At 68.6% G+C, this 25,295-nt stretch carries 23 protein-coding genes, 1 tRNA gene and 1 pseudogene; 18 read left to right on the forward strand and 7 right to left on the reverse strand.

The window, feature by feature from the left end; translation table 11 throughout:
• Positions 1-124: 124 nt before the first annotated feature.
• Complete coding sequence (locus tag LRF89_RS08240; protein ID WP_238633572.1) at positions 125-979, forward strand: SDR family NAD(P)-dependent oxidoreductase; 855 nt, start codon at positions 125-127, stop codon at positions 977-979.
• A 15-nt stretch (positions 980-994) separates the two neighbouring features.
• Here the strand turns inward: LRF89_RS08240 and LRF89_RS08245 are convergent, their stop codons facing one another.
• Together LRF89_RS08245 and nhaC are read right to left on the reverse strand one after the other, a co-directional pair.
• Positions 995-2,917 (reverse strand): methyl-accepting chemotaxis protein, encoded by a 1,923-nt coding sequence (locus tag LRF89_RS08245; protein ID WP_238634968.1) that lies wholly within the window; start codon positions 2,915-2,917, stop codon positions 995-997.
• A 187-nt stretch (positions 2,918-3,104) separates the two neighbouring features.
• Entirely contained in the window at positions 3,105-4,637 is a 1,533-nt protein-coding gene (gene nhaC / locus LRF89_RS08250; RefSeq protein WP_238636898.1) for a Na+/H+ antiporter NhaC, read from the reverse strand.
• Positions 4,638-4,846: 209 nt separating this feature from the next.
• Here nhaC and katG point away from each other — a divergent pair, with 209 nt between their 5' ends.
• The 5 genes and pseudogenes from katG to cowN all read left to right on the forward strand — a co-directional run bounded on the left by katG (position 4,847) and on the right by cowN (position 8,071).
• The gene (gene katG / locus LRF89_RS08255; RefSeq protein WP_201168620.1) at positions 4,847-7,021 is read left to right on the forward strand and encodes a catalase/peroxidase HPI; all 2,175 of its coding nucleotides are present in this window, start codon (positions 4,847-4,849) and stop codon (positions 7,019-7,021) included.
• 109 nt (positions 7,022-7,130) lie between these two features.
• A complete protein-coding gene (locus LRF89_RS08260; RefSeq protein ID WP_201168617.1) occupies positions 7,131-7,337 on the forward strand; it encodes a dodecin in 207 nt (68 codons plus the stop codon).
• A gap of 121 nt (positions 7,338-7,458) precedes the next feature.
• Positions 7,459-7,617 (forward strand): annotated as a pseudogene (locus tag LRF89_RS13590) (2Fe-2S iron-sulfur cluster-binding protein); the annotation flags it as partial.
• Between the two features lie 27 nt (positions 7,618-7,644).
• A complete protein-coding gene (locus tag LRF89_RS13595) occupies positions 7,645-7,815 on the forward strand; it encodes a hypothetical protein (RefSeq protein WP_338018482.1) in 171 nt (56 codons plus the stop codon).
• Entirely contained in the window at positions 7,808-8,071 is a 264-nt protein-coding gene (cowN, locus tag LRF89_RS08270) for a N(2)-fixation sustaining protein CowN (RefSeq protein WP_201168614.1), read from the forward strand. The genes LRF89_RS13595 and cowN overlap by 8 nt, the downstream gene beginning before the upstream one ends.
• A 119-nt stretch (positions 8,072-8,190) precedes the next feature.
• Here the strand turns inward: cowN and LRF89_RS08275 are convergent.
• Positions 8,191-8,265, reverse strand: a tRNA-Asn gene (locus tag LRF89_RS08275).
• A 140-nt stretch (positions 8,266-8,405) separates the two neighbouring features.
• Positions 8,406-9,590, reverse strand: coding sequence for a pyridoxal phosphate-dependent aminotransferase (locus LRF89_RS08280; protein WP_201168613.1), 1,185 nt, complete (start codon positions 9,588-9,590; stop codon positions 8,406-8,408).
• A 205-nt stretch (positions 9,591-9,795) separates the two neighbouring features.
• Between LRF89_RS08280 and uvrB the strand changes: the two genes are divergently transcribed.
• Entirely contained in the window at positions 9,796-11,826 is a 2,031-nt protein-coding gene (gene uvrB / locus LRF89_RS08285) for an excinuclease ABC subunit UvrB (protein WP_201168612.1), read from the forward strand.
• A gap of 13 nt (positions 11,827-11,839) precedes the next feature.
• On the opposite strand, the gene LRF89_RS08290 is transcribed toward uvrB, so the two are convergent.
• Positions 11,840-12,106: a hypothetical protein gene (locus tag LRF89_RS08290; RefSeq protein WP_201168611.1), complete on the reverse strand. Its 267-nt coding sequence runs from the start codon at positions 12,104-12,106 to the stop codon at positions 11,840-11,842.
• Between the two features lie 167 nt (positions 12,107-12,273).
• Here LRF89_RS08290 and LRF89_RS08295 point away from each other — a divergent pair, with 167 nt between their 5' ends.
• Genes LRF89_RS08295 through LRF89_RS08315 form a run of 5 tightly spaced genes read left to right on the forward strand, consistent with a single transcriptional unit; the run spans position 12,274 to position 17,596 of the window.
• Entirely contained in the window at positions 12,274-12,726 is a 453-nt protein-coding gene (locus tag LRF89_RS08295) for an SUF system Fe-S cluster assembly regulator (protein ID WP_201242433.1), read from the forward strand.
• A 21-nt stretch (positions 12,727-12,747) separates the two neighbouring features.
• On the forward strand, positions 12,748-14,232 hold the full coding sequence (gene sufB / locus LRF89_RS08300) for a Fe-S cluster assembly protein SufB (protein ID WP_201168609.1): 1,485 nt from the start codon (positions 12,748-12,750) through the stop codon (positions 14,230-14,232).
• A gap of 25 nt (positions 14,233-14,257) precedes the next feature.
• Complete coding sequence (sufC, locus tag LRF89_RS08305; protein WP_201168608.1) at positions 14,258-15,010, forward strand: Fe-S cluster assembly ATPase SufC; 753 nt, start codon at positions 14,258-14,260, stop codon at positions 15,008-15,010.
• A gap of 1 nt (position 15,011) precedes the next feature.
• Positions 15,012-16,349 carry a Fe-S cluster assembly protein SufD gene (gene sufD / locus LRF89_RS08310; RefSeq protein ID WP_201168605.1) on the forward strand — a complete coding sequence of 446 codons (1,338 nt, stop codon included), beginning with the start codon at positions 15,012-15,014 and terminating at the stop codon, positions 16,347-16,349.
• Complete coding sequence (locus LRF89_RS08315) at positions 16,346-17,596, forward strand: aminotransferase class V-fold PLP-dependent enzyme (RefSeq protein ID WP_201168602.1); 1,251 nt, start codon at positions 16,346-16,348, stop codon at positions 17,594-17,596. The genes sufD and LRF89_RS08315 overlap by 4 nt, the downstream gene beginning before the upstream one ends.
• A 45-nt stretch (positions 17,597-17,641) precedes the next feature.
• On the opposite strand, the gene LRF89_RS08320 is transcribed toward LRF89_RS08315, so the two are convergent.
• Positions 17,642-19,108, reverse strand: coding sequence for a methyl-accepting chemotaxis protein (locus LRF89_RS08320; RefSeq protein ID WP_238636899.1), 1,467 nt, complete (start codon positions 19,106-19,108; stop codon positions 17,642-17,644).
• A 23-nt stretch (positions 19,109-19,131) separates the two neighbouring features.
• The gene (locus LRF89_RS08325; RefSeq protein WP_238636900.1) at positions 19,132-20,451 is read right to left on the reverse strand and encodes a methyl-accepting chemotaxis protein; all 1,320 of its coding nucleotides are present in this window, start codon (positions 20,449-20,451) and stop codon (positions 19,132-19,134) included.
• A gap of 176 nt (positions 20,452-20,627) precedes the next feature.
• Between LRF89_RS08325 and LRF89_RS08330 the strand changes: the two genes are divergently transcribed.
• From LRF89_RS08330 to trmD, 6 genes are all read left to right on the forward strand, one after another.
• Complete coding sequence (locus tag LRF89_RS08330; protein ID WP_201168593.1) at positions 20,628-21,248, forward strand: tetratricopeptide repeat protein; 621 nt, start codon at positions 20,628-20,630, stop codon at positions 21,246-21,248.
• Positions 21,235-23,184, forward strand: coding sequence for an ATP-dependent DNA helicase (locus LRF89_RS08335; RefSeq protein WP_238634966.1), 1,950 nt, complete (start codon positions 21,235-21,237; stop codon positions 23,182-23,184). The genes LRF89_RS08330 and LRF89_RS08335 overlap by 14 nt, the downstream gene beginning before the upstream one ends.
• Positions 23,181-23,594, forward strand: a complete 414-nt coding sequence (locus tag LRF89_RS08340; protein ID WP_201168590.1) for a DnaJ family domain-containing protein — start codon at positions 23,181-23,183, stop codon at positions 23,592-23,594. The genes LRF89_RS08335 and LRF89_RS08340 overlap by 4 nt, the downstream gene beginning before the upstream one ends.
• 134 nt (positions 23,595-23,728) lie before the next feature.
• A complete protein-coding gene (gene rpsP, locus LRF89_RS08345; RefSeq protein WP_201168587.1) occupies positions 23,729-23,989 on the forward strand; it encodes a 30S ribosomal protein S16 in 261 nt (86 codons plus the stop codon).
• Positions 23,990-24,004: 15 nt separating this feature from the next.
• Positions 24,005-24,517, forward strand: coding sequence for a ribosome maturation factor RimM (rimM, locus tag LRF89_RS08350; protein ID WP_238636901.1), 513 nt, complete (start codon positions 24,005-24,007; stop codon positions 24,515-24,517).
• A complete protein-coding gene (gene trmD / locus LRF89_RS08355) occupies positions 24,495-25,289 on the forward strand; it encodes a tRNA (guanosine(37)-N1)-methyltransferase TrmD (RefSeq protein ID WP_238633560.1) in 795 nt (264 codons plus the stop codon). Before rimM ends, trmD begins: the two co-directional genes overlap by 23 nt.
• The last annotated feature ends 6 nt before the right edge of the window (positions 25,290-25,295 follow it).

Here is a 25,295-nt window from a genome sequence, read left to right on the forward strand (position 1 = left end):
CGCGGGCGGGGGGGGCGCCCCGGTTGGGGGGGGCCCCCGGGGGGGCGGGGGTGCGGGGGGGGGGGGGGGCCCGCGCCCGGGGGGGGTCCCGGGGGGGGCGGCTGCCGGCTAGCTTGCAGCGATTATGAGCGAGCCCTCCGCATCCCCGCACAACCACCCCGCCTCCGCGGCCGCCGGGCCGCCGCTCGGGGTGGTGCTCACCGGCGGCAGCCGCGGCCTGGGCCTGGCCATGGCGCAGCGTTTCCTCGCCGCCGGGGATACCGTGGTCGTCTGCGCCCGGGATCCGGCGCGGCTGGATGCGGCGCGGACCGAGCTGGCCGCCGCCACGGGGGCCGGGGAGCGTCTACACGTCCTCGCCGCCGACGTCGCCGACCCCGGGGAGGCCGAGCGGCTGGCGGATTTCGCCGTCGAGCGACTGGGGACCATCCACCGCTGGGTGAATAACGCCGGTACCGCCGGGCGCTTCAAGCGGCCGCTGACCGGGCTGGATACGGCGGACATTGCTGGCACCTGCGCGACCAACCTCACCGGCTCCATGCAGCTTTGTGCGGCGGCGCTGCGGCGCATGCAGGCCCAACCGGCGGCGCAGCAGCCGTGCTACCACCTGTTCAACTTCGGGTTCTCGGGGCTGGGGGCGCGTTTCTCGCGGACCTCCATCCCGCATCGGGTCAGCAAGCTGGCGGTGGCGGAGCTCTCCCGTCAGCTGCGTCGCGAGCTGCAGGCCGCCGGCGAGCGCGGGGTGGGCGTCCACGAGCTGCGTCCCGGGCTGGTGCGCACCGAGCTGCTGCTCGCCGATTTGCCCGAAAGCGCCCGGCCGATTATTGATCGCCTGGCCGAGCCCCCGGAACGGGTGGCCGATGTCCTGGTGCCCCGAATCCGCGGGGTCACCGGCACCGGGCGCACCCTGCAGTACCGCTCGCCCCTGGTCACGCTGCTCCGCGCCCTGACGGCGGTGCCCGCCCTGCGCCGCGGCGGCTGATCGGGGCAGCCCCGGTCAGCGGACGCGGAACTGCCCCACGCGGTCCTGCAGGTCGGCGGCCAGCCGGGCGACTTCCTCGCTGGCCGATGCGACCTGGGAGGCGCCGCTTGCGGTGGCGTCGATGGTCGCCTTGATCTGGGTCAGCGAGCGGTTGATCTCCTCGGAGGCCGCCGACTGCTCCTCCGCAGCGCTGGCGATCTGGGTGTTCATGTCGTTGATGGTCCCTACGGACTCGGTGATCGCACCCAGCGACTCCGACGCGCGCGAGGCAATGGTTACTGCCTGGCCAGAGCTGCTGCGGCCGTTCTCCATGGCCTGGGCCGCCTCTTCGATGCGCCCGCGCAGGGTATCGAGGATCTCGCGGATCTCCTCGGTGGAGGTCTGGGTGCGGGTGGCCAGCTTGCGCACCTCCTCGGCGACGACCGAGAACCCGCGGCCGTTCTCCCCGGCGCGCGCTGCCTCGATGGCGGCGTTGAGGGCAAGCAGGTTGGTCTGCTCGGTGATCTCGTGGATCACGTCGAGCACCTTGGTAACCCGCTCGGCGTCTTCATTGAGCTGCTGGACGACGCCGGCGGCGGTCTCGGCCTGCTGTGCCACCTGACGGATCTCGTCGGCGTTCTCCTGCACGACCTCCGAGCCCGACTGGGCGGCCTGATCGGACCGGCGGGCCGCTTCGGAGGCGTCCGAGGCGTTTTCGGCGACCTGCTGGATGGTGGCCGCCATCTCGTTCATGGAGGTGGCCACCTGCTCGGTCTCGGACTGCTGCTCGCGCAGCTGGCCGCTGGTCTCGCGCACCGAGGCCGACAGCTCCTCGGCGGAGGCGGAGAGCTGGGTTGAGGCGTCGGCGACCGAGCCGATCAACCCCTGGAGCCGGTCGATGAAGGCGTTGAAGTTGGTGGCCAGTTCGCCCACCTCATCCCGGGAATGGACCTCCAGGCGGCGGGTGAGGTCGGCTTCGCCGCTGGCGATCTCGCCCAGTGCCCGGCCGGTGGCGGCGATCGGCTGCGCGATGCGCCGGGCCACCAGGACGATGATCCCGCCAAGCAGCACCACCGCCGCGGCGAAGACGATCAGCAGGTTCTGCTGCAGATCGCGGGCAGCGGCCATCAGTTCTGATTCTGGCACGGCGATCCCCAGCGACCAGCCGGAGAGTCCGGAGACCGGGGCAAAGGCCGCTGTGTAGGCGGTGTCGTCGGCCCCGCTGAAGGTGCCTACGCCTCGCTCACCGTCGACCATGCGCTGGGCGATCGCCTGGTAGTCGGTATCCCCGGACTCCAGCGCGTTCTCTTCCATGCGCACGTCCTCGTCCGGGTGGGCGACGGTGAGGCCGTCGGCGCTCAAGGCCCAGGCGAGGGCGCCAGCGCGATCCGTAGTCGATGCCACCACATCGGCCAGGGTGTCGAGGGTGACGGTCACCGCCACCAGGCCGATGACATCCCCCCCGGCATCGGTAACCGCCCGGGCGATGACGGTGATCGGATTGCCAGTACTGGCGGAGTGGACCGGATCGGAGATGACCAGCGTCTCCCGCTCCTCTTCGACGATGGTCTGCCAGTAGTCGCGCCCGGAGAGATCCGTCTGCTCGCCGCCGTGGTGGTAGGTAGCCGTCCCCTCGGTGTCGACGAAGATCAGCACTTCGTATTCGTCGCTCATGTGCTCGCCCTGGCCGGCGAGGAAGTCACCGATCCGATCGGGGTTGCCGGAGGCGAGCGCCTCGCTGTGCGCCAGGGCGGAGACGTAGGCCGTGTGCGTGTCGAGCCACTGGCTGATGGCCTCGGCACCGGCCTCGCTCAGCTCCTGAGTCGAGTCGGTGATCTCGGTGCTGAAGCGGTCGTTGGCCTGGTGGGTGGCGATCCCGCCGACGATGACAAAGGCCAGCAGAGTGGGGACGCCAAAGAGGAGGAGCAGCTTCGGGGTGAGACGGACGGCACTGAGCATGAGGATTCGCTTCCCCGTTGCAGGCGGTCTGTTGGTTTTTCGTTAACTGGAAAGACGCGTTGGATGGCTTGAGCAGGCGACCGCCCAATGGTGCCTACGCCGGATCGGAGGCGCAAATCGGTCGGCTAGGCATCGGGCAATGCCGCCGGGGTGGCTGGGCCAACCCAGCGGCATTGCCGTGCCCTAGTCAGCGCCGCCGGTAGCGGTCGAAGGCCCGCTCCAGCTCCTCGGGGTCGAGATCGGCGGAGTTGACCACGCCGCCCTGGACCATGATGGATTCATGGTTGTCCTGCCAGCGCTGCTGCTCTTCCTCGGTGGCGCGTGGCATGAACCACCCGGTCGCAGCAAAGAGCAGGCCGATCAGCGGCGACAGCCAGCAGACGATGGCAAAGGGGGCGTAGACCAGCGTCGGGATGCCCAGCGCACCGGCGGTGAAGGCACCACCCGCGCCCCAAGGGATCAGCGGGTTGATCATGGTCCCGCCTTCCTCCACCGAACGCGACAGGTTCAGGGTCGATTGTCCCTGTCCCCGATAGACCGGGGCGTACATCCGGCCCGGTAGCGCGATGGACAGGTAGGGATCGCCGGAGATGAGGTTGGTGCCGGCGGCGCTGCCGGTGCTGGCGGCGAACAGCGAGAAGCGGCCTCGGATGCGCTGGATGATGGCGTTGAGGATGGACTCGACGCTGCGCGTCTGCTCCAGGATCCCGCCGAAGGCCAGGGCGATGAGCACCAGCGAGATGGTCCACATCATCGACTGGATGCCACCGGTGGAGAGCAGGTCGTCCACCGACTCGACGCCGGTCTCGCTGACGAAGCCGTCCTGCATCGCCATGATCGCGGTGGTCAGGTCCGTGCCCTGGACGAGGACCGCCATGACCGCGCCGGCGATGGCACCGGCAAAGAGCGTGGGCAGCACCGGGAAACGCAGCAGCGCCAGGGCCATGACCAGAACCGCCGGCAGCAGCAGCACCGGATGCAGCGTGAACTGCGCCTCCAGGCCCTCGAGGATGGTCTCGATGCGTCCGCTCTCCAGGCCGGTGTCCGCGTAGCCAAAGCCGATGGCCCAGTACGCGGTGCCGGCAACAATCAGCGCCGGCACGGAGGTGGCCATCATGTTGCGGATGTGGCTGAACAGGTTGGTGCCAGTGACGGCCGGGGCGAGATTGGTGGTGTCGGACAGCGGCGACATCTTATCGCCGAAGAAGGCGCCCGAGACGATGGCGCCGCCGGTCAGGGCCATGGGAATGCCCAGCCCCTCGCCGACGCCCACCAGGGCCAGACCCACGGTGCCGACCGTGCCCCAGGAGGTGCCCACGGCCATGGAGACCACGGCGGTGAGGATCATGGCGGCGAGCAGGAACAGTTCCGGGGTGATCAGCAGCAGGCCGTAGTAGATCAGCAGCGGCACGGTCCCCGAGAGGATCCAGGTGCCGATGATCATGCCCACTGTGATCAGGATGGCCACCGACTGAAGACCGATATGGACGACGTGGTAGAGGCCGTTCTCCATCCGCCACCAGCGGATGCCGTGGTACCAGCCGAGCAGGCCGGTGAAGGCGATGCCCAGGGCCAGTGGTACGTGGGGGACGAAGTCATCGAAGGCGAGGATCTGAAAGACCATCAGGCCCATGGTGAAGGCGATGGGGAGCAGGGCCGTGGTCACGCTCGGAAGCGGGATCTCCGGCTCCCGCGCACCGTTCTCGTTGGTGTCGCTCATGCAGACTCCAGGGTTGCCAAGGAAGCCGGCATTATCGCGATGATGGATGTCATTGCAAGCGGTGCGTTGATCCGCCGGGTAGCCCCAGCGGGTGACAGGAACACTGTGATTGCTACATTCGATCAGGGAGCCGTCTTGAGTGAGACTGCGCACAAGCGCAAAATGGAATCGTTCAAAACGGCAATCCGCAGGAAGCAACGGAGATAACAATGACCGATCAGCAGAAGACCGGCGGCTGCCCGGTGATGCACGGCGCGATGACCCAGGTGGGCGAGTCCAACATGGACATGTGGCCCAACGCCCTGAACCTCGACATCCTGCACCAGCACGACCACAAACCCGATCCGATGGGCCCGGGCTTCAACTATCGTGAGGAGGTCAAGAAGCTCGATCTCGACGCGGTCAAGCGGGATCTCCACCAACTCATGACCGACAGTCAGGAGTGGTGGCCGGCGGACTGGGGCCATTACGGCGGGCTGATGATCCGCATGGCCTGGCACGCCGCCGGCACCTATCGGGTGGCGGACGGCCGGGGCGGCGGCGGCACCGGCAACCAGCGGTTTGCCCCCATCAACAGCTGGCCGGACAACGTCAACCTGGACAAGGCGCGGCGTCTGCTCTGGCCGATCAAGAAGAAGTACGGCAACCGGCTCAGCTGGGCCGACCTGATCATCCTTGCCGGCAACGTGGCCTACGAGTCCATGGGCCTGAAGACCTACGGGTTCTCCCTCGGGCGCGAGGACATCTGGCACCCGGAGAAGGACATCTACTGGGGCTCGGAGAAGGAGTGGCTGGCGCCGAGTGATGCCGAGGACAGCCGCTATGGTGACGACCGTGAGTCGCTGGAGAACCCGCTGGCGGCGGTGATGATGGGCCTGATCTACGTCAACCCCGAGGGCGTGGACGGCAACCCGGATCCGCTGCGGACCGCCGAAGACGTGCGCATCACCTTCGAGCGCATGGCCATGAACGACGAGGAGACCGTCGCCCTGACCGCCGGCGGGCACACGGTGGGCAAGTGTCACGGCAACGGCAACGTGGAGCATCTCGGTCCGGACCCGGAGTCCGCCGATGTCGACGAACAGGGCCTTGGCTGGAACAACAAGGTCTCCCGGGGCATCGGGCGCGACACGGTCTCCAGCGGGATCGAGGGCGCCTGGACGACCTATCCCACGCGCTGGGATAACGGCTACTTCCACCTGCTGCTCAACTACGAGTGGGAGTTGACCAAGAGCCCCGCCGGCGCGTGGCAGTGGGAGCCGGTGGACATCAAGGAGGAGGACAAGCCGGTCGACGTCGAGGATCCGTCGATCCGCCTGAACCCGATCATGACCGATGCGGACATGGCCATGAAGATGGATCCGGCGTATCGCAAGATCTCCGAGCGCTTTTACAACGACCCCGCCTACTTCGACGAGGTCTTCGCCCGGGCCTGGTTCAAGCTCACCCATCGGGATCTGGGGCCGCGGACGCGCTACATCGGACCGGAGGCACCGACCGAGGATCTGATCTGGCAGGACCCCGTGCCGGCCGGCCGGACGGACTACGATGTGAATGAGGTCAAGGCGAAGATCGCCGATAGCGGCCTGAGCATCGGCGAGATGGTCGCCACCGCCTGGGACAGCGCCCGGACCTTCCGCGGCTCCGACTACCGGGGTGGTGCCAACGGCGCCCGTATCCGGCTTGCCCCGCAGAAGGACTGGGAGGGCAACGAGCCCCAGCGTCTGGCGAAGGTGCTTGGCGTTCTTGAGGGCATCGCTGCCGAGACCGGGGCCAGCGTGGCCGATACCATCGTACTCGCTGGCAACGTGGGCATTGAGCAGGCGGCCCGGGCGGCCGGCCACGAGATCACGGTGCCCTTCGCCCCGGGGCGCGGCGATGCCAGCCAGGAGATGACCGATGTCGACTCCTTCCAGTACCTCGAGCCGCTCGCCGACGGTTACCGCAACTGGCTCAAGAAGGACTACGCGGTCCAGCCCGAGGAGATGATGCTCGACCGCACGCAGCTGATGGGTCTGACGGCGCCGGAGATGACTGTCCTCGTCGGCGGCATGCGGGTGCTCGGCACCAACCACGGCGGTGCGAAGGATGGCGTGCTCACGGACCGTGAGGGGCAGCTGACGAACGACTTCTTCGTCAACCTCACCGACATGGCCTACACCTGGAAGCCGGTGGGCAAGAACCGCTACGAGATCCGTGAGCGCAGCAGCGATGCAGTGAAGTGGACGGCGACCCGGGTGGACCTGGTCTTCGGCTCCAACTCGATCCTGCGCTCCTACGCCGAGGTTTATGCCCAGGACGACAACCAGGAGAAGTTCGTCCACGATTTCGTCGCGGCCTGGACCAAGGTCATGAACGCCGACCGATACGACCTGGAGGCGTAACCGCGGTTTCACCCCGGTCCGGGCCGGGGTGAAAGGGCATGCCCGGCCCCGCCAGAGCGGAGCCGGGCATCGGCCGCTGCCCACTTCCCAGTCATCAGGAGCATCACGGATGAGTGACCACGTCTACAAGATCGTCGAACTGACTGGTTCGTCGCCCGACGGGATCGAGGAGGCCGTCAACAACGCCATCGCACGTGCCGGCGAGAGCCTTCGCCACCTGCGCTGGTTCCAGGTGGTGGATACCCGAGGCCATATCGAGGACGGGCGAGTGAGTCACTGGCAGGTGACGATCAAGGTCGGCTTCACCCTGGAATAGGTTCGCCTCTGCCGCATGACCTCTGGGCCCGTGGAGGGCGGTCGCGCCATGGCCCGAAAGTTGCTGGATGGGTGGTGCTTCGATCGATCCATAACCCATTTGGCAAGGCAGGAGTGGAGCTATGCCCAGCGTGACCTTTCGGCATCCAGACCACGGGGAGCAAACCGTAGAGGCGGTGGCAGGCAGTCATACGGAGCCGGTCCTGAAACTGGCCCGCCGGAACCACATCCCGATCTCTTTCGATTGCCAGGACGGCGAGTGTGGCAGTTGTCTGGTTTATGTCCATTACGGTGTCGCAAAAGGGACAATGGCGGGTCCACTGACGGACCGCGAGGAGCGGGTCCTGCTTGAGCTGGGCAAGGTCACCCAAGCGGAGATCGATCGCATGCGCGTCGATGATCTGCCCACCAACTGGCGTCTGATGTGCCAGATGGTGGTGCGTGACGAGGACCTGGTGATCGAGTACGGCGATGTCTGAGCTCAGCCCCGGTCTGGATTGTGAGCGGGCCATCCAGCGCCTGCTCCAGTGCGTTGACCGCCACATCGCAGAGGAGCCGGAGAATAGCCGAGTGCGGCGGTATCTGGAGCGTGAGCTGGGCGGCCGGGATGGTTCAGAGCCGGATACGCGCCTGATGGTCCACGCGCAGATTAACGTGATCCGGGAGTTATTCGTTCAGCGCGGCGATGATGCGGGTCTGAGCATGCTCTCCGCCATCGAGCGGGAATGCTGCTGAGATCCGGACTTGGGGGTGGCGGCCTCTCATACCGGTGAGGGGTCGCCCGGCCTCCCGGTGATACAGGGTTATCACCTTGCGCCCGCGGAGTCGGGTGGCCGACAGGAAGGGGTGGTGGATGGCTCCCCGGGACGGATTCGAACCGCCGACCCAGTGATTAACAGTCACTTGCTCTACCGCTGAGCTACCGGGGAAGCGTGGTGTCACCTCACGATGCGCTGCGTATTCTGCCGATCCTCCACTGCGTTGGTCAAGCCTCTATGGGGTTTTCCGTGCCCGTCCTGCCGCCCCCGCGATCGCCCGGGGCCATCGCGGGGGCGAGGAGCGGGGCCGATCAGCCGCCCAGGGCCTGCTGCAGCCGGTCCATGGCGCGCTCCAGGTTCTCCATACTTGTAGCATAGGAGATGCGCGCGTACCCGGGGAGACCGAAGGCGGAACCCGGGACCAGGGCGACGCCGGCGTCGTTGATCAGCTGCTCGGCGAAGGCCACATCGTCCTTGGCGCCGACCCGGTTCATCGCCTCCTCCATGTGCGGGAAGCAGTAGAAGGTGCCGTCGCAGGGTGTGCAGCTGACCCCCGGCATGGCGTTCAGCCGCTCGACGACGAAGTCGTGGCGGGCCTTGAACTGCTCCAGCATGGGCTGGATGCAGCCCTGATCGCCGTTGAGCGCGGCCAGCGCGCCGGCCTGGGAGATGGAAGCCGGGTTGGAGGTGCTCTGCGACTGCACCTTCTTCATGGCGCCGATCAGCGGGGCTGGGCCGGCCGCGTAGCCGATCCGCCACCCGGTCATGGCGTACGCCTTGGAGACGCCGTTGACCACGATGGTCCGGTCGACCAGCTGCGGGGCGGCCATGGCGATGTTGGTGAAGGGTTCATCGCGCCAGAGGATGTGCTCGTAGATGTCATCGCTGACCACCACCACCTGGGGGTGCTGCTCGAGCACGGCGCCCAGCGCCGCCAGTTCGTCACGGGTGTAGGCGGTGCCGGTGGGGTTGGACGGGCTGTTGAGGATGACCATGCGGGTCTTGCGGGTCAGGGCCTGCTCGAGCTGCTCGGGGGTGATCTTGAAGCGGCTCTCGGCACCGGCGGCCACGAACACCGGCTGAGCACCGAAGACCAGGGCCATGTCCGGGTACGAGACCCAGTAGGGCGCTGGGATGACCACTTCGTCGCCCTCGTTGAGCACCGCCGCCATGGCGTTGAACAGGGACTGCTTGGCACCGCTGGAGACGAGGATCTGGCTGGGCTCGTAGTTCAGGCGGTTGTCGCGCTCGAGCTTGTCGATGACCGCCTGCTTGAGCTCGGCAGTACCGTCCACGGCGGTGTAGCGGGTCTGCCCCTGTTGGGCGGCCCGGACGGCGGCCTCGATGATGTGCGGGGGGGTGTCGAAGTCCGGTTCGCCGGCGCCGAGGCCGATGACGTCGTGGCCGGCGGCGCGCAGCTCGGCGGCGCGGGCGGTGACGGCGAGCGTCGGCGATGGCTTGATGCGCTGGACGCGATCGGCAAGCTGAAGGTCCATGGTCTGGCTCCGCGTTGAAAGTTGGGCTCGGTGCGTATGATAAGGGTTTTCGGGTCGGGTGTTCACGGTTCAGTGCGCGTGGGGCGGGGTTGAGGCTTCGGGGTTCAGTGGGCAGGGTCCGGCAGGTGGTGTCGTTGGTCGAGCGGGTAGACGCTGTGTGCAGGGCGCCGGGTCAGGGTGCGCCCAAGATGAATGCGGGGGTTCGATGACGGAACGTTTCAAGCTCAACGCCCGGTTTCAGCCGGCGGGTGATCAGCCCCAGGCCATCGAGGAGCTCGTCGAGGGGATCGAGTCGGGGCTCTCGGATCAGACCCTGCTCGGGGTCACCGGTTCCGGCAAGACGTTCACCATCGCCAACGTCATTGAGCGGCTGCAGCGCCCGGCGATCCTGCTCGCTCCCAACAAGACCCTGGCCGCCCAGCTCTATGGCGAGATGCGCGAGTTCCTGCCGGAGAACCGGGTCGAGTACTTCGTCTCCTACTACGACTACTACCAGCCCGAGGCGTACGTGCCGTCGTCGGATACCTTCATCGAGAAGGATGCCTCGGTGAACGAGCACATCGAGCAGATGCGCCTGTCCGCCACCAAGGCGCTCCTCGAGCACCAGGATACGGTCATCGTCGCCTCGGTATCGTCCATCTACGGCCTCGGTGACCCGCAGGCGTACATGTCGATGCTCCTGCACCTGGTCCGCGGCGAGCGCATCGACCAGCGGGCGATCCTGCGCCGGCTCGCCGAGCTGCAGTACACCCGCAACGACACCGAACTCACCCGCGGGACCTACCGCGCCCGCGGCGAGGTGATCGACATCTTCCCGGCCGAGTCCCCGGAAGAGGCGGTCCGGGTGCAGCTCTTCGACGATGAAATCGAGGAGATCAGCTGGTTCGACCCGCTCACCGGCGAGCTCCTGCGCCGGGTGCCGCGGGTGACCATCTATCCGAAGACCCACTACGTGACCCCGAAGGAGCAGCTGCACCGGGCCGTCGAGCAGATCAAGGAGGAGCTGCGCGAGCGCCTCAGCGAGCTGCGCGCCGCCGACAAGCTGGTGGAGGCGCAGCGGCTCGAGGAGCGGACCCGCTTCGACATGGAGATGATGCTCGAGCTCGGCTATTGCAATGGCATCGAGAACTACTCGCGCTACCTCTCCGGGCGGGCGGCCGGTGAGCCGCCGCCGACCCTGTTCGATTACATCCCGCCGGAGGCGGTGCTGTTCATCGATGAGTGCCACGTCACCGTTCCGCAGATCGGCGGCATGTACAAGGGCGACCGTTCGCGCAAGCAGACGCTGGTCGACTACGGCTTCCGCCTGCCCTCGGCGCTGGATAATCGGCCGCTGAAGTTCGAGGAGTTCCGGCGCCTGGCTCCGCAGACGGTCTTCGTCTCGGCAACGCCCGGCCCGTTCGAGGAGGAGCACGCCGGGCAGGTGGTCGAGCAGGTGGTTCGCCCCACCGGGCTGGTCGATCCCGAGGTGGAGGTGCGCCCGGCCACCGCGCAGGTCGATGATGTCTATGGCGAGATCCGCGCCCGCGCCGAGCGTGATGAGCGCGTGCTGGTCACCACGCTGACCAAGCGCATGGCCGAGGACCTGACCGAGTACCTGGAGGAGAACGGGATCCGCGTGCGCTATCTGCACTCCGACGTGGACACCGTTGAGCGCACCGAGATTATCCGTGACCTGCGCCTGGGTCATTTCGACTGCCTGGTCGGCATCAACCTGCTGCGCGAGGGGCTCGATATCCCCGAGGTCTCGCTGGTGGCGATCCTCGATGCCGACAAGGAGGGGTTCCTGCGCTCGACCCGTTCACTGATTCAGACCATCGGCCGGGCGGCTCGCAACATCAGCGGCCGCGCGATCCTCTACGCCGATCAGGTGACCGACTCCATGCGCCGCGCCATCGACGAGACCGAGCGTCGGCGGGCCAAGCAGATCGCCCACAACGAGGCCCACGGCATCACCCCGCAGGGCATCCGCAAAGAGGTGCCCGACATCATGGAGCGCGGCGGGGTGCCGGCGCCGGGCGCGCCGCAACGGGCGGCCGGAGTGGCCGAAGAGGCCGGCGCGTACGCCGGGCTGTCGCCGGCGGAGGCGGTACGGCGGATCCGTGAGCTGGAGAAGCGGATGCATGAGCACGCCAGGGATCTCGAGTTCGAGGCGGCCGCGCAGGTGCGGGACGAGATCCGCCGTATCGAGGAGCAGGCCCTCGGCGGCGGCGACGCCACGGCCGCCGCTTCCTGAGCGGGCCTGCGGTTCAGCTCGGACGGCGGTTCTGCATCAGGGTCTCGATATCCAGGCGTTTGTCGCCGTGCCGGGTGCGCATGAGCACGTCGTGCTCGTAGTGGTAGTAACGGGCGATGAAGTAGGCCGAGCGCAGCGCCGCGATCTCGGTCTGCGAGTTGCCGATGTGCTGCACGCCGCCCTGTTCGTTGTAGAAGACTACCTCCCAGCCGTTGTCACGCTCCTCGATGATCAGCCGGTAGGTTGTGCGCAGTCGCGGTTTGTGCGGCCGGGGATTCAACAGCTGCTCTCCTGATCGGGCAAGTCGCCCCCATCCTGCCATGGATCGGCGCCGCCGCGGGGATCCAGGAGGGGCGCACGCCTAGAACTATAAGACTTCTAAAGAGTCTTCCCTTCGGGTTCGGGAATATGTACCCTTTGAGTACGGATTGAGCGAAGTCAGAGATCATGCTCCGAATCAACCGCGAGACCGATTACGGCGTTGTCATCCTCTCGGCCATGGCACGCCGGCCGGGAGAACGGGTCAACGCCGCGCAGCTGGCGGGCGCCCACGGCCTGCCGCAACCGATGGTTAGCAAGGTCATGAAGCAGCTGGTGCATGCCGGGCTGCTGTGCTCCTACCGCGGCGCCAAGGGCGGCTACGGCCTGGCCCGGCCCCCCGAGCAGATCTCGGTGGCCGAGGTCATCGAGGCCCTCGAGGGGCCGATCGCCTTCACCGAGTGCGTCGAGAGCGGGACCGATAATTGCACGCACGTCGAGGACTGCAATGCCAGCGCCACCTGGTCGCGGATCAGCTCCGTGGTCCGGCAGGCCCTGGCGGCGGTGAGTCTGGCGGAGATGGGCGAGCCGGCCAGCGCGCCGGTGGGGATCTACCCCCGTCAACAGGTTATTGGCCACTGAGCAGCCGGAGGCTTGGGCGACATGTCGAGCAGCAACGAAACCATTGAACGGTTCACCAGCCGGGGCTACGAGGCCGGCTTCTTCACCGATATCGAGCAGGAGTTTGCACCACCGGGGCTCAACGAGGAGACCATCCGGTTCATCTCCGAGAAGAAGGGCGAGCCGGAGTGGATGCTCGAGTGGCGGCTCGAAGCCTACCGCGGCTGGCTGGAGATGGCCGTGCCGCAGTGGCAGAACGTGCAGTTCCCGCCCATCGACTTCCAGGCCATCTCCTACTACGCCGCCCCCAAGCAGGGGCCGAAGAGCCTCGACGAGGTCGACCCGAAGCTGCTCGAGACCTACGAGAAGCTCGGCATTCCGCTGCACGAGCAAAAGATGCTCGCGGGCGTGCAGGAGGAGGGCGAGCCTGCCGAGGGCGCCCGGCGCTCCAACGTGGCGGTGGATGCGGTCTTCGACTCCGTCTCCGTGACCACCACTTTCAAGGACGAGCTGGCCAAGCACGGGGTCATCTTCTGCTCGATCTCCGAAGCGCTGCACGAGTATCCGGAGCTGGTGCGGCAGTACATCGGCAGCGTCGTGCCGCGCAAGGACAACTTCTTTGCCGCGTTGAACTCGGCGGTCTTCTCGGACGGCTCTTTCGTCTACATCCCCGAGGGCGTGGAGTGCCCCATGGAGCTGTCCACCTACTTCCGCATCAACGCCGGGCATACCGGGCAGTTCGAGCGGACCCTGATCATTGCCGAGAAAGGCAGTTCGGTCTCCTACCTGGAGGGCTGCACCGCGCCGCAGCGTGACGAGAACCAGCTGCACGCCGCCGTGGTCGAGCTTTACGCCCACGACGATGCGCAGATCAAATACTCCACGGTTCAGAACTGGTACCCCGGCGACGAGAACGGCGTCGGCGGCGTCTACAACTTCGTGACCAAGCGCGGCCTGTGCGCCGGTAAGCGCTCGAAGATCTCCTGGACCCAGGTGGAGACCGGTTCGGCGATCACCTGGAAGTATCCGAGCTGCGTGCTCAAGGGCGACGACTCCATCGGCGAGTTCTACTCGGTGGCGGTGACCCGTGGCCGTCAGCAGGCGGATACCGGCACCAAGATGATCCACATCGGCAACAACACCCGCAGCCACATCATCTCCAAGGGGATCTCGGCGGACTACGGCCAGCAGAGCTATCGTGGCCTGGTCAAGGTGCTGCCGACGGCGGGCAATGCCCGCAACTACTCGCAGTGCGACTCCATGCTCATGAGTTCCCACTGCGGCGCCCACACGTTCCCGTACATCGACATCCAGAACCCCACCGCGCAGCTCGAGCACGAGGCCACCACCTCGAAGATCGGCGATGACCAGATCTTCTACTGCAAGCAGCGTGGCATCAGCGAGGAGGACGCGGTCTCCATGATCGTCAACGGCTTCTGCAAGGAGGTCTTCCAGGAGCTGCCCATGGAGTTCGCCGTCGAGGCGCAGAAGCTGCTCGAGGTCACCCTCGAGGACAGCGTCGGATAAGACAGATTCCCAGGAGAAGCGGACCATGCTGAAGATCAACAACCTCCACGCCAGCGTCGAGACGACGGAGATCCTCAAGGGCATCGACTTCGAGATGGGCCCCGGCGAGGTGCACGCCATCATGGGGCCCAACGGTTCGGGCAAGAGCACCCTGTCCAAGGTGCTCGCCGGCGATGAGAGCTACGAGGTCACCGACGGCGCGGTGACCTTCGAGGGGCAGGATCTGTTCGAGATGGAGCCCGAGGAGCGGGCCCGGGCCGGGGTCTTTCTCGGCTTCCAGTACCCGGTGGAGATCCCCGGGGTGAGCAACAGCTACTTCCTCAAGGCGGCGGTCAACGCCGCCCGTGAGGCCCGGGGTGAGGGCGAGATCGACCCGGTCAGCTTCCTCAAGATGGCCCGCGAGCGGGCGCAATGGGTCAAGCTTGACGAGTCGCTTCTCAACCGACCGGTCAACGCCGGCTTCTCCGGCGGCGAGAAGAAGCGCAACGAGATCTTCCACATGGCCATGCTCGAGCCGCGGCTGTGTATCCTCGACGAGACCGATTCCGGGCTGGACATCGACGCCCTGCGCGCTGTGGCCGACGGCGTGAACAGCATGCGCGACCCGCAGCGCTCGTTTTTGATCATCACCCACTACCAGCGCCTGCTCAGCTACATCGTGCCGGACTACGTGCACGTCATGGTCAACGGGCGCATCGTGCGCTCCGGCGGCAAGGAGCTGGCCGAGGAGCTGGAGCGCACCGGCTACGCCCTGTTCGAGGACGAGGAGGCTGCCTGACATGGGAGCGGTGGAAGAGCTCAAGAGTCACCCGCGCGCGGTCTTCGACGACCTCGCCGACCCGGGGCCGGCCTGGCTGGCCGAGCGTCGTCGCGCGGCCATGGCCACCTTCGACGCCCACGGCTTCCCGACCCGGCGCTGGGAGGCGTGGAAGCACATCGACCTGACCCCGGTGCTGCGCAGCGACTTTCGCCCGCCGCAGGGCCCGGGCGAGGTAGACGACGGCCTGACCGGGCGGCTTGATCAACTTCTCCCGCCCGGCGATGGGCCCCGGCTGGTCTTCGTTGATGGGCAGCTGGATCCGGCGCGTTCGGATTACGCCAAGCTGCCCGCCGGGGTCTCGGTGCGCCCCCTGAGCGAGGCGCTGGCCGAGGAACCCGCCTGGCTGCAGACGCATCTGGCCGCCCACGCCGACCCGGCCAACAGCCCGTTCATCGCCCTGAACACCGCTTTGATGGGCGAGGGAGTGGCCGTGCAGGTGGCCCGCGGGGCGATGGTCGAGGCGCCGCTGCTTATCGTCTGCTACACCAGCGCTGCCACTGCCGGCCACGCCGTCTACCCGCGTGTGATCGTCCACGGCGAGGAGGCCAGCCACCTGCGTGTGGTGGAGTACCATAGCGGTGATCCGCAGGCGGCCTACCTCAGCTGTCCGGTCACCGAGCTCATCGCCGATGCCGGCGCCCAGGTGGATCTGACCCGGATCAGCGAGGAGGGCGACGCCGGCTGCCAGCTGGGGGCGGTCAGCGGCACCGCTGCCCGCGATGCCCGGGTCGGCGCCCACTCCTTTGTCTGGGGCGGCGACAAGGTGCGTGTGGACATCGAGGCGACCGTACAAGGCGATAACGGCGAGGGGGATCTCACCGGCATCCACCTCAGCGACGGCCAGCGCTTCGTCGACCACCACACCTGGGTCCACCACGACGCCGAGCACACGCGCAGTCGCCAGGTCTTCAAGGGCGTGCTCGACGGGCGCTCGGAGACCGTCTTCGACGGCCTGATCAAGGTCCATCCGGGGGCGCAGAAGACCGACGCCGAGCAGGAGAACCGCAACCTGATCCTCAGCCCGCGGGCGCTGGCCCACTCCAATCCGCGCCTGGAGATCTTCGCCGACGACGTGCGCTGCACCCACGGCTCCACGGTGGGCGAGCTCGATGAGCAGGCGCTGTTCTACATGCGCGCCCGCGGCATCGATCCCGTCGTGGCCAAGAGCCTGCTGACCTACGCCTTCGTCGCCGAGGTGGTGGAGACCGTGCGTTGCCCGCAGGCCGCCGCGTACGAGCGTGCGCTCCTGCGCCGGTTCCTGCCGGGCGGCGAGCAACTGGAGGGTTTTGAGGCATGAGCATGGTCGAGGAGGCGACCCGCCCGGGGGCGGTGGATGTGGACCGGCTGCGCGCCGACTTCCCCGTGCTCCGCCGCGAGGTCAACGGACGGCCGCTGATCTACCTCGACAGCGCCGCCAGTGCGCAGAAGCCGCAGTCGGTGATCGATGCCGAACTCGGCTGCTATCAGCACTACTACGCCAACGTCCATCGCGGGGTGCACACCCTCTCCCAGGAGGCGACCACGGCCTTCGAGGGGGCGCGGACCGAGGCCCAGCGCTTCCTCAACGCCCCCAGCGAGCGGGAGGTCATCTTCCTGCGCGGGGTCACCGAGGCGATCAATCTGGTGGCGCACAGCTTCGTCGCGCCCCGGGTCGGGCCGGGGGATGAGATCCTCGTCACCCACATGGAGCACCACTCGAACATCGTTCCCTGGCAGCTGGTCTGCGAGCGGACCGGTGCCACCCTGCGGGTGGTGCCCATCGACGACAACGGCGACGTGGATCTGGAAACGGTGCGCGGCATGATCCATGAGCGCACCCGGCTGGTCAGCGTGGTCCACGTCTCCAACGCCCTCGGTACCGTCAACCCGGTGGCGGAGATCGCCGCCATGGCCCGGGCCGAAGGGGTGCCCGTGCTCCTGGACGGGGCGCAGGCCGCTCCCCATCTGCCGGTGGACGTCCAGGAGCTGGGGGTCGACTTCTACGCCTTCTCGGGCCACAAGGCCTACGGGCCTACCGGCATCGGCGTCCTGTGGGGCCGCTATGAGCACCTGGCCGGGATGGTGCCGTATCAGGGCGGAGGCGACATGATCCGCCACGTCTCCTTCGAGGGCACCGAGTACGCCGAGCCGCCGGCGCGCTTCGAGGCGGGGACGCCGAATATCGCCGGCGCCATCGGCCTGGGCGAGGCACTGCGCTATATCGAGGCCATCGGCCGCGAACGGATCGCCGCTCGGGAGGAAGAACTGGTCGGCCACGCGGCCGAGGCCATCGCCGCGGTGCCGGGGGTGCAGCTCATCGGCCGGCCGCAGCGTCGGGCCGGGGCCGTCTCCTTCATCATGGAGGGGACGCACCCCAACGACGTGGCCATGCTCCTCGACGAGCAGGGGATCGCCATCCGCGCCGGTCACCACTGCGCCCAGCCGCTGATGGAGCGCTACGGCGTGCCGGCCACGGCACGGGCGTCGTTCGGCGTCTACAACACCCACGACGAGGTGGAGAGCCTGGTGGTGGCCCTGGAGAAGGTCCGCCGCCTGTTCGGCTGACCGACGCGGCCGGGGCGGTGGCGCCGGCGCCCCGGCCGGTGGCGGCTATGGCTCGTAGAGCATCCGCACCGCCCCCCAGTGTTTGCCCCGGACCTGGATCGGGGCGGAGACGTCGCGGATCAACTCGAAGCGGCCGCCGCCCATGTCCCGCCGGTAGGTCTGCAGCAGGAAGGGTTTCTCGTTGCGCGCCGCCGACTGTGCGGTGCGGTCCTCCCAGATACGCCGCTGCCGGGCGTGGCGGGCGTTCCACTGTGGGTCGTCGGGACGCTGCGGGTGCGAGACGTGGCGATTGTGGGTGGGGATGTAGCCCCGGTTGTCGATGACGAAACACCCGGAGATGTGCGCATCCTCCAGTGGCGGCTCCTGGAGCTCGGGCAGGACCCGATCGGTGAAGGCCACGAACCGCGTCTCATACTGCTGTGGGTCGGTCCCCGGGACCTCGCGGTAGTCGCGGTCGAAGAGGTCCGCCTCGCTGATCTCGCCTTCGCGGATGGCCGCCTCGAAGCGCTCCGACACCTGCCGCGCGACCTCCATGACCCGGACGATGTATGGGGTGTCCTCGGTCTCGACGTCCGAGGCGTTGGCCAGGTTCATCAGCTCCTCGGTGAAAGCGAGGAAGCGGTCGATCTGGGCCCGGCCGCGCTCGAGGTCAGAGTGGGAGGCCTCCAGCTCGGCGGTGTTGTGGTCGAAGCGCTCGATGGTGTGCTCGCTCTGCGTGTCGATCTCCTGGACCGCCTCGGCGATCCGCGCCGATTCGGCATCCACCGACGCCATGGACTGCTCGAGCTGCTCGAACAGGCTCTGCATCTGCCCCGTGGTCTGCTCCACCCGCTGCGCCCGGCGCGTGCTGTGGTGGCCGATGGCGATCAGCTCCTGGGTCTGCTCGGTGAGGTTCTGCAGGGTGCGGTCCATGTCCCCGGTGGCCTCGCTGGTCTGGGCGGCCAGGGACTTGACCTGCTCGGCCACCACGGCGAACCCCTGGCCGGCATCGCCGGCACGGGCTGCCTCGATGGACGCATTGAGGGCGAGCAGGTTGGTCTGCTTGGCGATGGCGCCGATCCCCCGCGCCACCTTGGTGACCCGCTGCATCGCCTCGTTGAGATGCTCCAGGTCGCTCTCGATCTCGCGCACCGAGGTGCTCAGCCCGGCGATCCGCTGCAGAGCATCGCGGATGCGGTCTTCGGAGCGGCGCATGTCGGCCCGCGCTGCACCGGAGACGTGCTGGGCGTTACGGGCCGCCGCGTCGACGACCTTGTTCGCCTCGGACAGGCGCTGGCACGACTCGCGCAGCTCCTGGAACAACCGCGCCTCGCGCTCCATCTGCGCGGCGGTGTCGTCCACGTTGCCGTGCACGTCGGAGACCTCCAGGCCCAGCTGGCTGGTCTCCTCCGAGACGCCGCGGATGGCCTGCGCCAGGGCGTGCTCCCGGGCGTCCCGTCCGGTATCCGCCCGGGGAGCGCCGGAGCGCCCCGGTAGGAAGCCACGGCCCCTCAAGAAATCGATGAACGCCATACCCGCTGCTCCGTCGCTATCGTTCACTCGCCGCCGTAGATCACCCGCAGGCAGGCCCGGACCTGCCCCCCGGCCTGCACCGGTGCGCTGATCTCCTGGACCACCGGCCCCGCGCCGCCGTACTGCAGCCGGTAGGTCTGCAGCAGGTACGGCTCGCGGCTGCGCAGGGCCGAGCGGGTGGGGCGGTCGTCGAGCCGCTGTCCCTGCAGAGCATCGCGCAGGCCGGTCGCGCCGCCCGGCGGCACGGTGGCCGCCAGGCAGTGCCCCTCGGCGTCGCAGATCAGGGCGGCGCGTACGCCGGTTTCTCCCTCGACGAGCTGCTCGAGGGCGGAGCGCGCCTGGGCGGCGATCTGCTCGGCGCCGGCCTCGGCCGGCAGCGTCTCGCCCAGTTCGGCGGCGATCCGGCGGATCCGCCGGATCAGCCGCGTGTCCCGGGTCTCCACCCCGTCGACGGCGGTGCGCCGGATCAGCTCGTGGGCGTGGCGACTGATCTTCTCGGCGCGCTGGTCGGCGGCCTGCAGCGTGTCGGTGGCCCGGCGCACGGTGTCGGCCAGCTCTTCGAGCCCCTCGACGGTGCGCCGGCAGTAGTGGTCGATGGTATGCACCGACTCGCGGACGCGGCCCGAGTCGGTGTCGATATCGGCCATGGCGCTGCCGGCGGTCTCCATGATCTCCTGGATCGCCTCGGTGCCGTCGCGCACCGCCTCGGCCTGCAGCGTGCTTTCGCCGCCTTTCTGGACCAGGCGGTCGATGATGTGGGTCAGCTCGTCGAGGATGGTGTGGATGTCATCGGTGGCGTCGGCGGTCTGCTTGGCCAGCGCCTTGACGTGCTCGGCCACCACGGCGAAGCCGCGGCCGACCTCGCCGGCCCGGTTGGCCTCGATGGTGGCGTTGAGCGCGAGCAGGTTGGTCTGCTTGGCGATGGTGGCGATCTCGCTGGAGACCTTCGAAACGCCCTGCAGCGCCTCGTTGAGGGCACCGAGCTGGCGTTCCACCCGCGTCACCGACTCGGCCAGCTCGCGGATCTCCTCCAGCGCCTTCTGGATCCGGGCCCGTGAGTGCTCCACGTTGCTGCCGGCCTCGGTGGCCACCTGCTGGGCGCGGTCGACGGCCTGGTGGACCACCTCGTTGCTGCGGGCCATGCTGCGGGCGTTGGTGCGCAGGTCGCTGAACGACTCATTCTGCCGCTCGAAGGCGGCGGCCAGGGCGTTGAGGACCTCGGTGATCTGCACCGCCTCAATGCCGATCGCCGAACTGCGCTCGGCCACCTGCTCGGCGACCTCCTGGCGCGAGCGGGTGACCGCGCGGGCGTCGGGGTGTGCGTGTTCCGGGGGCGTGGCCATGCGTTCTTTCCTGGCTGTGGGTGCCGTGCGGCTGCGGATCCCGCCAACGGGCCGCGGTGCCCGCGCGTGCCCCTTATAGCGTGGCGGCTGTCCGGCCGTAAAGCGTCGCGCCGGGTTCCGCCCGGCTCTGGTATCCTTGGCGGCAGCAAAGCCCGGTTCTGTAACGAGGCCCCCGAATGATGCGATGGCGGAAGCTCTCCGCGCTGCCGGCACTGGTCTGCCTGGCGCCGCTGGCCTGCTATGTGCCTCCTGATGACGGCATTGCCGATGGCGGTGGCGACGCGCGCACGCAGGCCGAAGCGCCCCGGCAGGACGACCGGGATGAGGCACAGCAGGAGCAGGGTGGCTGGTGGTCGCAGCCGCAGCCGCAGCAGGAGCCGGAGCAGGAACAGGGGGGCTGGTGGTCGCAGCCACAGTCCGACGCCCGGCAGGAGACCCGGGGCGGTGCCGATGAGATCGCGGCGCTGGCGCAGCAGGCGCGGGAGGCCTACGAGAGGCGCGACTACGACCGGGCGGTACAGCACCTGGAGCAGGCCCTGGACCAGGCGCCGGAGCGGGCGGTGCTGTGGCAGAACCTGGCGGCGGTGCGCTACCAGCAGGGGCACCACCAGCGGGCCGAGGAGCTGGCCCTGCGCGCCGTAGACACCGGCGGCGACGACCTCGCCGTGATGCGCGAGGCGTGGTGGCTGGTGGCGGCGGCGCGCATGGAGCGCGGTGACCGGGGCGGCGCCCGGGACGCGGCCTCCTCGGCGCGAAGTTTCGGTGATACCGGAGACGGTGGCCTTGGCCGATTCTAGGCCGCCCGGGGGAGCCTTCGCCCGGGCCGTGGTCGCCGAACTCGATGTCGGCGGGGCGGTCAGCCGGGCCATCGAAGGGTTCGCCGCGCGCCCGGGGCAGCTGCAGCTTGGCGCCGCGGTGGCCGACACGCTAGCCGACGGCGAGGTGCTGGTGGCCGAGGCGGGCACCGGTATCGGCAAGACCTACGCCTACCTGGTGCCCACGCTCCTCGACGGCCGCCGGGTGATCATCTCCACCGGCACCCGGACCCTGCAGGATCAGCTCTACCACCGCGATCTGCCCCGGGTGCGGGCGGCGCTGCAGGGCGCATCCCCGCAGCCGATGCGCACCGCCCTGCTCAAGGGGCGGGCCAACTACCTGTGCCGTTACCGGCTGCAGCGGGCCGTGGAGGAAGGGCCGTTCACCGCCCCCGACGAGGTCGCGGCCATCCAGACGGCGGCGGAGTGGGCGCGGGCGACGGACAGCGGCGACCTGGCCGAGGCGCCGCAGGGCGTCGAGGGGGTGGCCGAGCGCATCACCGCCACGCCCGAGCGCTGTCTCGGTCAGGGTTGCCCGGCCTACGACACGTGCTTCTTCTACGAGGCTCGCCGGCGTGCCCACGAGGCCGACGTGCTGGTGGTCAACCACCACCTGCTGCTGGCCGACTGGGCGGTGAAGGATGCCGGCTACGGGGCCGTGCTGCCCGAGGCGGAAGCGGTGATCCTCGACGAGGCCCACCTGCTCCCGGACACGGCCGCGCGTTTCTTCGGTCACTCGGTCTCGGCGCGGGCGATCCGCGATCTGGTTCGCGATGTGCGTATCGCCGACCGGCGCGAAGCTGGCGACATGCCGGATTTGCGCGCGGCCATCGATACCCTGGAGGCGGCGGTCGCCGGGCTGCGCCTGGCCCTGGAAGGGGGGGAGCAGCGGGATGCCTGGTACACGGTGGCCGAATCGGGGGGCGCCGAGGCGGCCGAAGCCCTGCGCGGGGCAGCGGCTGGCCTGCAGCAAGCCCTCGCTCTGGTGGCCGAGCGTGGCCCCGAGCTGGAGGCGTGCCACCGGCGCGCCGGTGAGCTGGAGGAGGCCCTCGGCTGCTTCCTCGCCCCCGCGGAGGGCGAGGTCCAGTGGTACGAGACCCGCGGGCGGGGTTTCGCCCTGCACCGGACACCCCTGGATGTGGGCGGCAGTTTTCGCCGGCACATGGAGCGGGAGGCCGATGCCTGGGTTCTGCTCTCGGCCACGCTGGCGGTGGGTAGCTCCTTCGCTGCGTTCCGGGGCCGCCTCGGGCTGGCCGATACGGTGCGCACCGAGCAGCTGCCCAGTCCGTTCGACTACGCCGGCCAGTCCCTGCTCTACTGCCCCAGCGGGCTCCCGTTGCCCAACCAGGCGGGGTACGATCAGGCGGTGGTGGCGCGGGCCCGCGAGGTGATCGACTGCACGCCGGGCGGGGTTTTCCTGCTGTTCACCAGTCATCGGGCGCTGCGCCTGGCCCGCGAGCAGCTGGAGACGGCCCTGAGGCGACCGCTGCTGGTCCAGGGCGATGCCCCGCAGGGGCGGCTGCTGGAGGCCTTCGCCCAAGCCGGCGACGCCGTCCTGCTGGGTACGGCGAGCTTCTGGCAGGGGGTGGACATCCGCGGGGCGGCGCTCTCGGCGGTGATCATCGACCGCCTGCCGTTCGCCGCCCCGGGAGATCCGGTGACCGCCGCCCGGCAGCGCGCGGTAGAGGATGCCGGCGGGGTGGCGTTTCGCGATATCCTCTTACCCGAGGCGGTCATCGCCCTGAAACAGGGGGCCGGGCGCCTGATCCGCGACGACGCCGACCGCGGCGTGCTGATGATTGCGGACCCGCGCCTGCTCGGCAAACCCTACGGCCGACTGTTCCGCAACAGCCTGCCGGCGATGCCGCTGACCCGCCGTGTCGAGGATGTGAAGGCCTTCTGGGAGGGCGTGTTATGAGCCTCATCGACCGGATTGCCGAACGCCGACTGGAAGAGGCCGTGGAGCAGGGCGAGCTCCAGGACCTGCCCGGCGCCGGGCAGCCGCTGGAGCTCGATGACGACTCCATGATCCCCGAGCATCTGCGCACCGCCTACCGGGTGCTCAAGAACGCCAACTGCATCCCACCGGAGTTGGCCGAGCGCCAGGAGATCCGCAGCCTCGAGGACCTCATCGACGCCCTCTACGCCGATGCCTCCGCCGAGGCGGCGGAGCAGCGCAGCCAGGCCGAGCGGCGGCTGTCGCTGCTGCGCGCCCGGCTCGAGCGCAGCGGCCACGACGCCGATGCCCTGTACGTCGCCGAGCAGGGCTACCGGGATCGGTTGCTGAGGCGTTTCAGCAACGCCGATCCGGAGGACGGCGCCGACTGAGCGAGGCGCTTTTCTCCGTGCAGACCCTTCCCTTCAGTGACAAAGCGAGTACAATGCCCGGTTTACTCAAGTACGTATCAGAAGCCCCGCCGCGGGGCCGATGACTCAACGTAACGGGAATCGCAAGGGCGCATATGGTTACCATTCGACTGGCAAGGGCGGGCGCGAAGAAGCGGCCCTTCTACCACATCGTAGTTACCGAGGCGAAAAAGCCGCGGGACGGCGCCTTCATCGAGCGCCTGGGCTACTTCAACCCCGTGGCCTCGGGGCAGGAGGCGCCGCTGAAGCTGGACGTCGAGCGCTCGAAGGCGTGGATCGCCAAGGGTGCGCAGCCGACGGAGCGTGCGGCTCAGCTGATCCGGCAGGCCGAGCGCGCCGAGCAACCGGCTCAGTAAGCCGGTCCGCGGTCCATGCCGGATCGTGAGCCCAGGCGGGTCGTCGTCGGCCGGATCGTCGGGCTGTTCGGTGTGGCGGGGTGGGTCAAGGTCTACTCCTACACCCAGCCGAAAACCAACCTGTTCGCTTACGCCGACTGGAAGCTGGCCACCGCCGACGGCTGGCGGGCTGTTCGGCTCGAGGCGGGGCAGGAGCAGGGCAAAGGCCTGATCGCCCGGGTCGCCGGCATCGATGATCGCGACGAAGCGCGGCAGTGGGTTGGCAGCGACATCGCGGTAGCGCGGGAGCTGCTGCCGGAGCCGGATCCCGGCGAATACTACTGGGTCGATCTGCAGGGGCTGGCGGTGCGCACCGTCGACGGCGTCGAGCTGGGGGCTGTCAGCCACCTGTTCGAGACCGGCGCCAACGACGTCATGGTCGTGCGCGGCGAGCGAGAGCGGCTGATCCCGTTTACCCTCGACCACGTCGTTCAGCGGGTCGATCAGCAGGAAGGCGTCATCGAGGTTGACTGGGACCCCGAATTCTAGGCGCATCGACGTCGTCACCGTCTTCCCGGAGATGGTCGAGCAGGTGGCCCGGTTCGGGGTGGTCGGCCGGGCGGCCGAGCGGGGCCTGATCGAGCTGGCTGCGTGGAACCCGCGGGACTACGCAACCGATCGGCACGCCACCGTGGACGACCGGCCCTACGGCGGTGGTCCCGGCATGGTGATGAAGGTCGAGCCGCTGCGCCGGGCCATCCAAGCGGCTCGGGCAGCGGATCCGCGCCCGGCCCGGGTGATTCACCTCAGCCCCCAGGGGGCGCGGCTGGATCAGGACGGGGTGGCGCGCCTGGCGGCCCGCGAGCGGGTGATCTACCTCTGTGGCCGCTACGAGGGCATCGACGAGCGGCTGCTCGAGGCCGAGGTGGACGAGGAGCTGTCCATCGGCGACTACGTACTCAGCGGCGGCGAGCTCGCCGCCATGGTCGCCATCGACGCCACTACGCGGCTGGTCCCGGGGGCGCTCGGGCACGAGGACTCGGCGGCCGAGGACTCCTTCGCCACCGGGCTGCTCGACCATCCGCACTACACCCGCCCGGAGGTCTACGAAGGGCAGGGGGTGCCGGAGGTGCTGCGCTCCGGGGATCACGGGGCGGTGGATACCTGGCGGCTCAAGCAGGCCCTGGGGCGGACGTGGCTGCGTCGCCCGGATCTGCTCGCCGGGCGGGAGCTGGACGAGCGGCAGCGCCGCTTGCTGGATGAATTCATCGTCGAGCACCGCGCAGGGGCGCGGGCCGGCAACGATCACGAAGAAACGTAGAACCGA

The organism is Halorhodospira sp. 9621, assembly GCF_022228055.1.
Classification (GTDB): domain Bacteria; phylum Pseudomonadota; class Gammaproteobacteria; order Nitrococcales; family Halorhodospiraceae; genus Halorhodospira; species Halorhodospira halophila_A.

Coding starts and splice junctions, on each gene's coding strand:
- LRF89_RS08240 (WP_238633572.1), top strand. CDS start 125: ATGAGCGAGCCCTCCGCATCCCCGCACAACCACCCCGCCTCCGCGGCC.
- LRF89_RS08245 (WP_238634968.1), bottom strand. CDS start 2,917: ATGCTCAGTGCCGTCCGTCTCACCCCGAAGCTGCTCCTCCTCTTTGGC.
- nhaC (WP_238636898.1), bottom strand. CDS start 4,637: ATGAGCGACACCAACGAGAACGGTGCGCGGGAGCCGGAGATCCCGCTT.
- katG (WP_201168620.1), top strand. CDS start 4,847: ATGACCGATCAGCAGAAGACCGGCGGCTGCCCGGTGATGCACGGCGCG.
- LRF89_RS08260 (WP_201168617.1), top strand. CDS start 7,131: ATGAGTGACCACGTCTACAAGATCGTCGAACTGACTGGTTCGTCGCCC.
- LRF89_RS13595 (WP_338018482.1), top strand. CDS start 7,645: ATGGCGGGTCCACTGACGGACCGCGAGGAGCGGGTCCTGCTTGAGCTG.
- cowN (WP_201168614.1), top strand. CDS start 7,808: ATGTCTGAGCTCAGCCCCGGTCTGGATTGTGAGCGGGCCATCCAGCGC.
- LRF89_RS08280 (WP_201168613.1), bottom strand. CDS start 9,590: ATGGACCTTCAGCTTGCCGATCGCGTCCAGCGCATCAAGCCATCGCCG.
- uvrB (WP_201168612.1), top strand. CDS start 9,796: ATGACGGAACGTTTCAAGCTCAACGCCCGGTTTCAGCCGGCGGGTGAT.
- LRF89_RS08295 (WP_201242433.1), top strand. CDS start 12,274: ATGCTCCGAATCAACCGCGAGACCGATTACGGCGTTGTCATCCTCTCG.
- sufB (WP_201168609.1), top strand. CDS start 12,748: ATGTCGAGCAGCAACGAAACCATTGAACGGTTCACCAGCCGGGGCTAC.
- sufC (WP_201168608.1), top strand. CDS start 14,258: ATGCTGAAGATCAACAACCTCCACGCCAGCGTCGAGACGACGGAGATC.
- sufD (WP_201168605.1), top strand. CDS start 15,012: ATGGGAGCGGTGGAAGAGCTCAAGAGTCACCCGCGCGCGGTCTTCGAC.
- LRF89_RS08315 (WP_201168602.1), top strand. CDS start 16,346: ATGAGCATGGTCGAGGAGGCGACCCGCCCGGGGGCGGTGGATGTGGAC.
- LRF89_RS08320 (WP_238636899.1), bottom strand. CDS start 19,108: ATGGCGTTCATCGATTTCTTGAGGGGCCGTGGCTTCCTACCGGGGCGC.
- LRF89_RS08325 (WP_238636900.1), bottom strand. CDS start 20,451: ATGGCCACGCCCCCGGAACACGCACACCCCGACGCCCGCGCGGTCACC.
- LRF89_RS08330 (WP_201168593.1), top strand. CDS start 20,628: ATGATGCGATGGCGGAAGCTCTCCGCGCTGCCGGCACTGGTCTGCCTG.
- LRF89_RS08340 (WP_201168590.1), top strand. CDS start 23,181: ATGAGCCTCATCGACCGGATTGCCGAACGCCGACTGGAAGAGGCCGTG.
- rpsP (WP_201168587.1), top strand. CDS start 23,729: ATGGTTACCATTCGACTGGCAAGGGCGGGCGCGAAGAAGCGGCCCTTC.
- rimM (WP_238636901.1), top strand. CDS start 24,005: ATGCCGGATCGTGAGCCCAGGCGGGTCGTCGTCGGCCGGATCGTCGGG.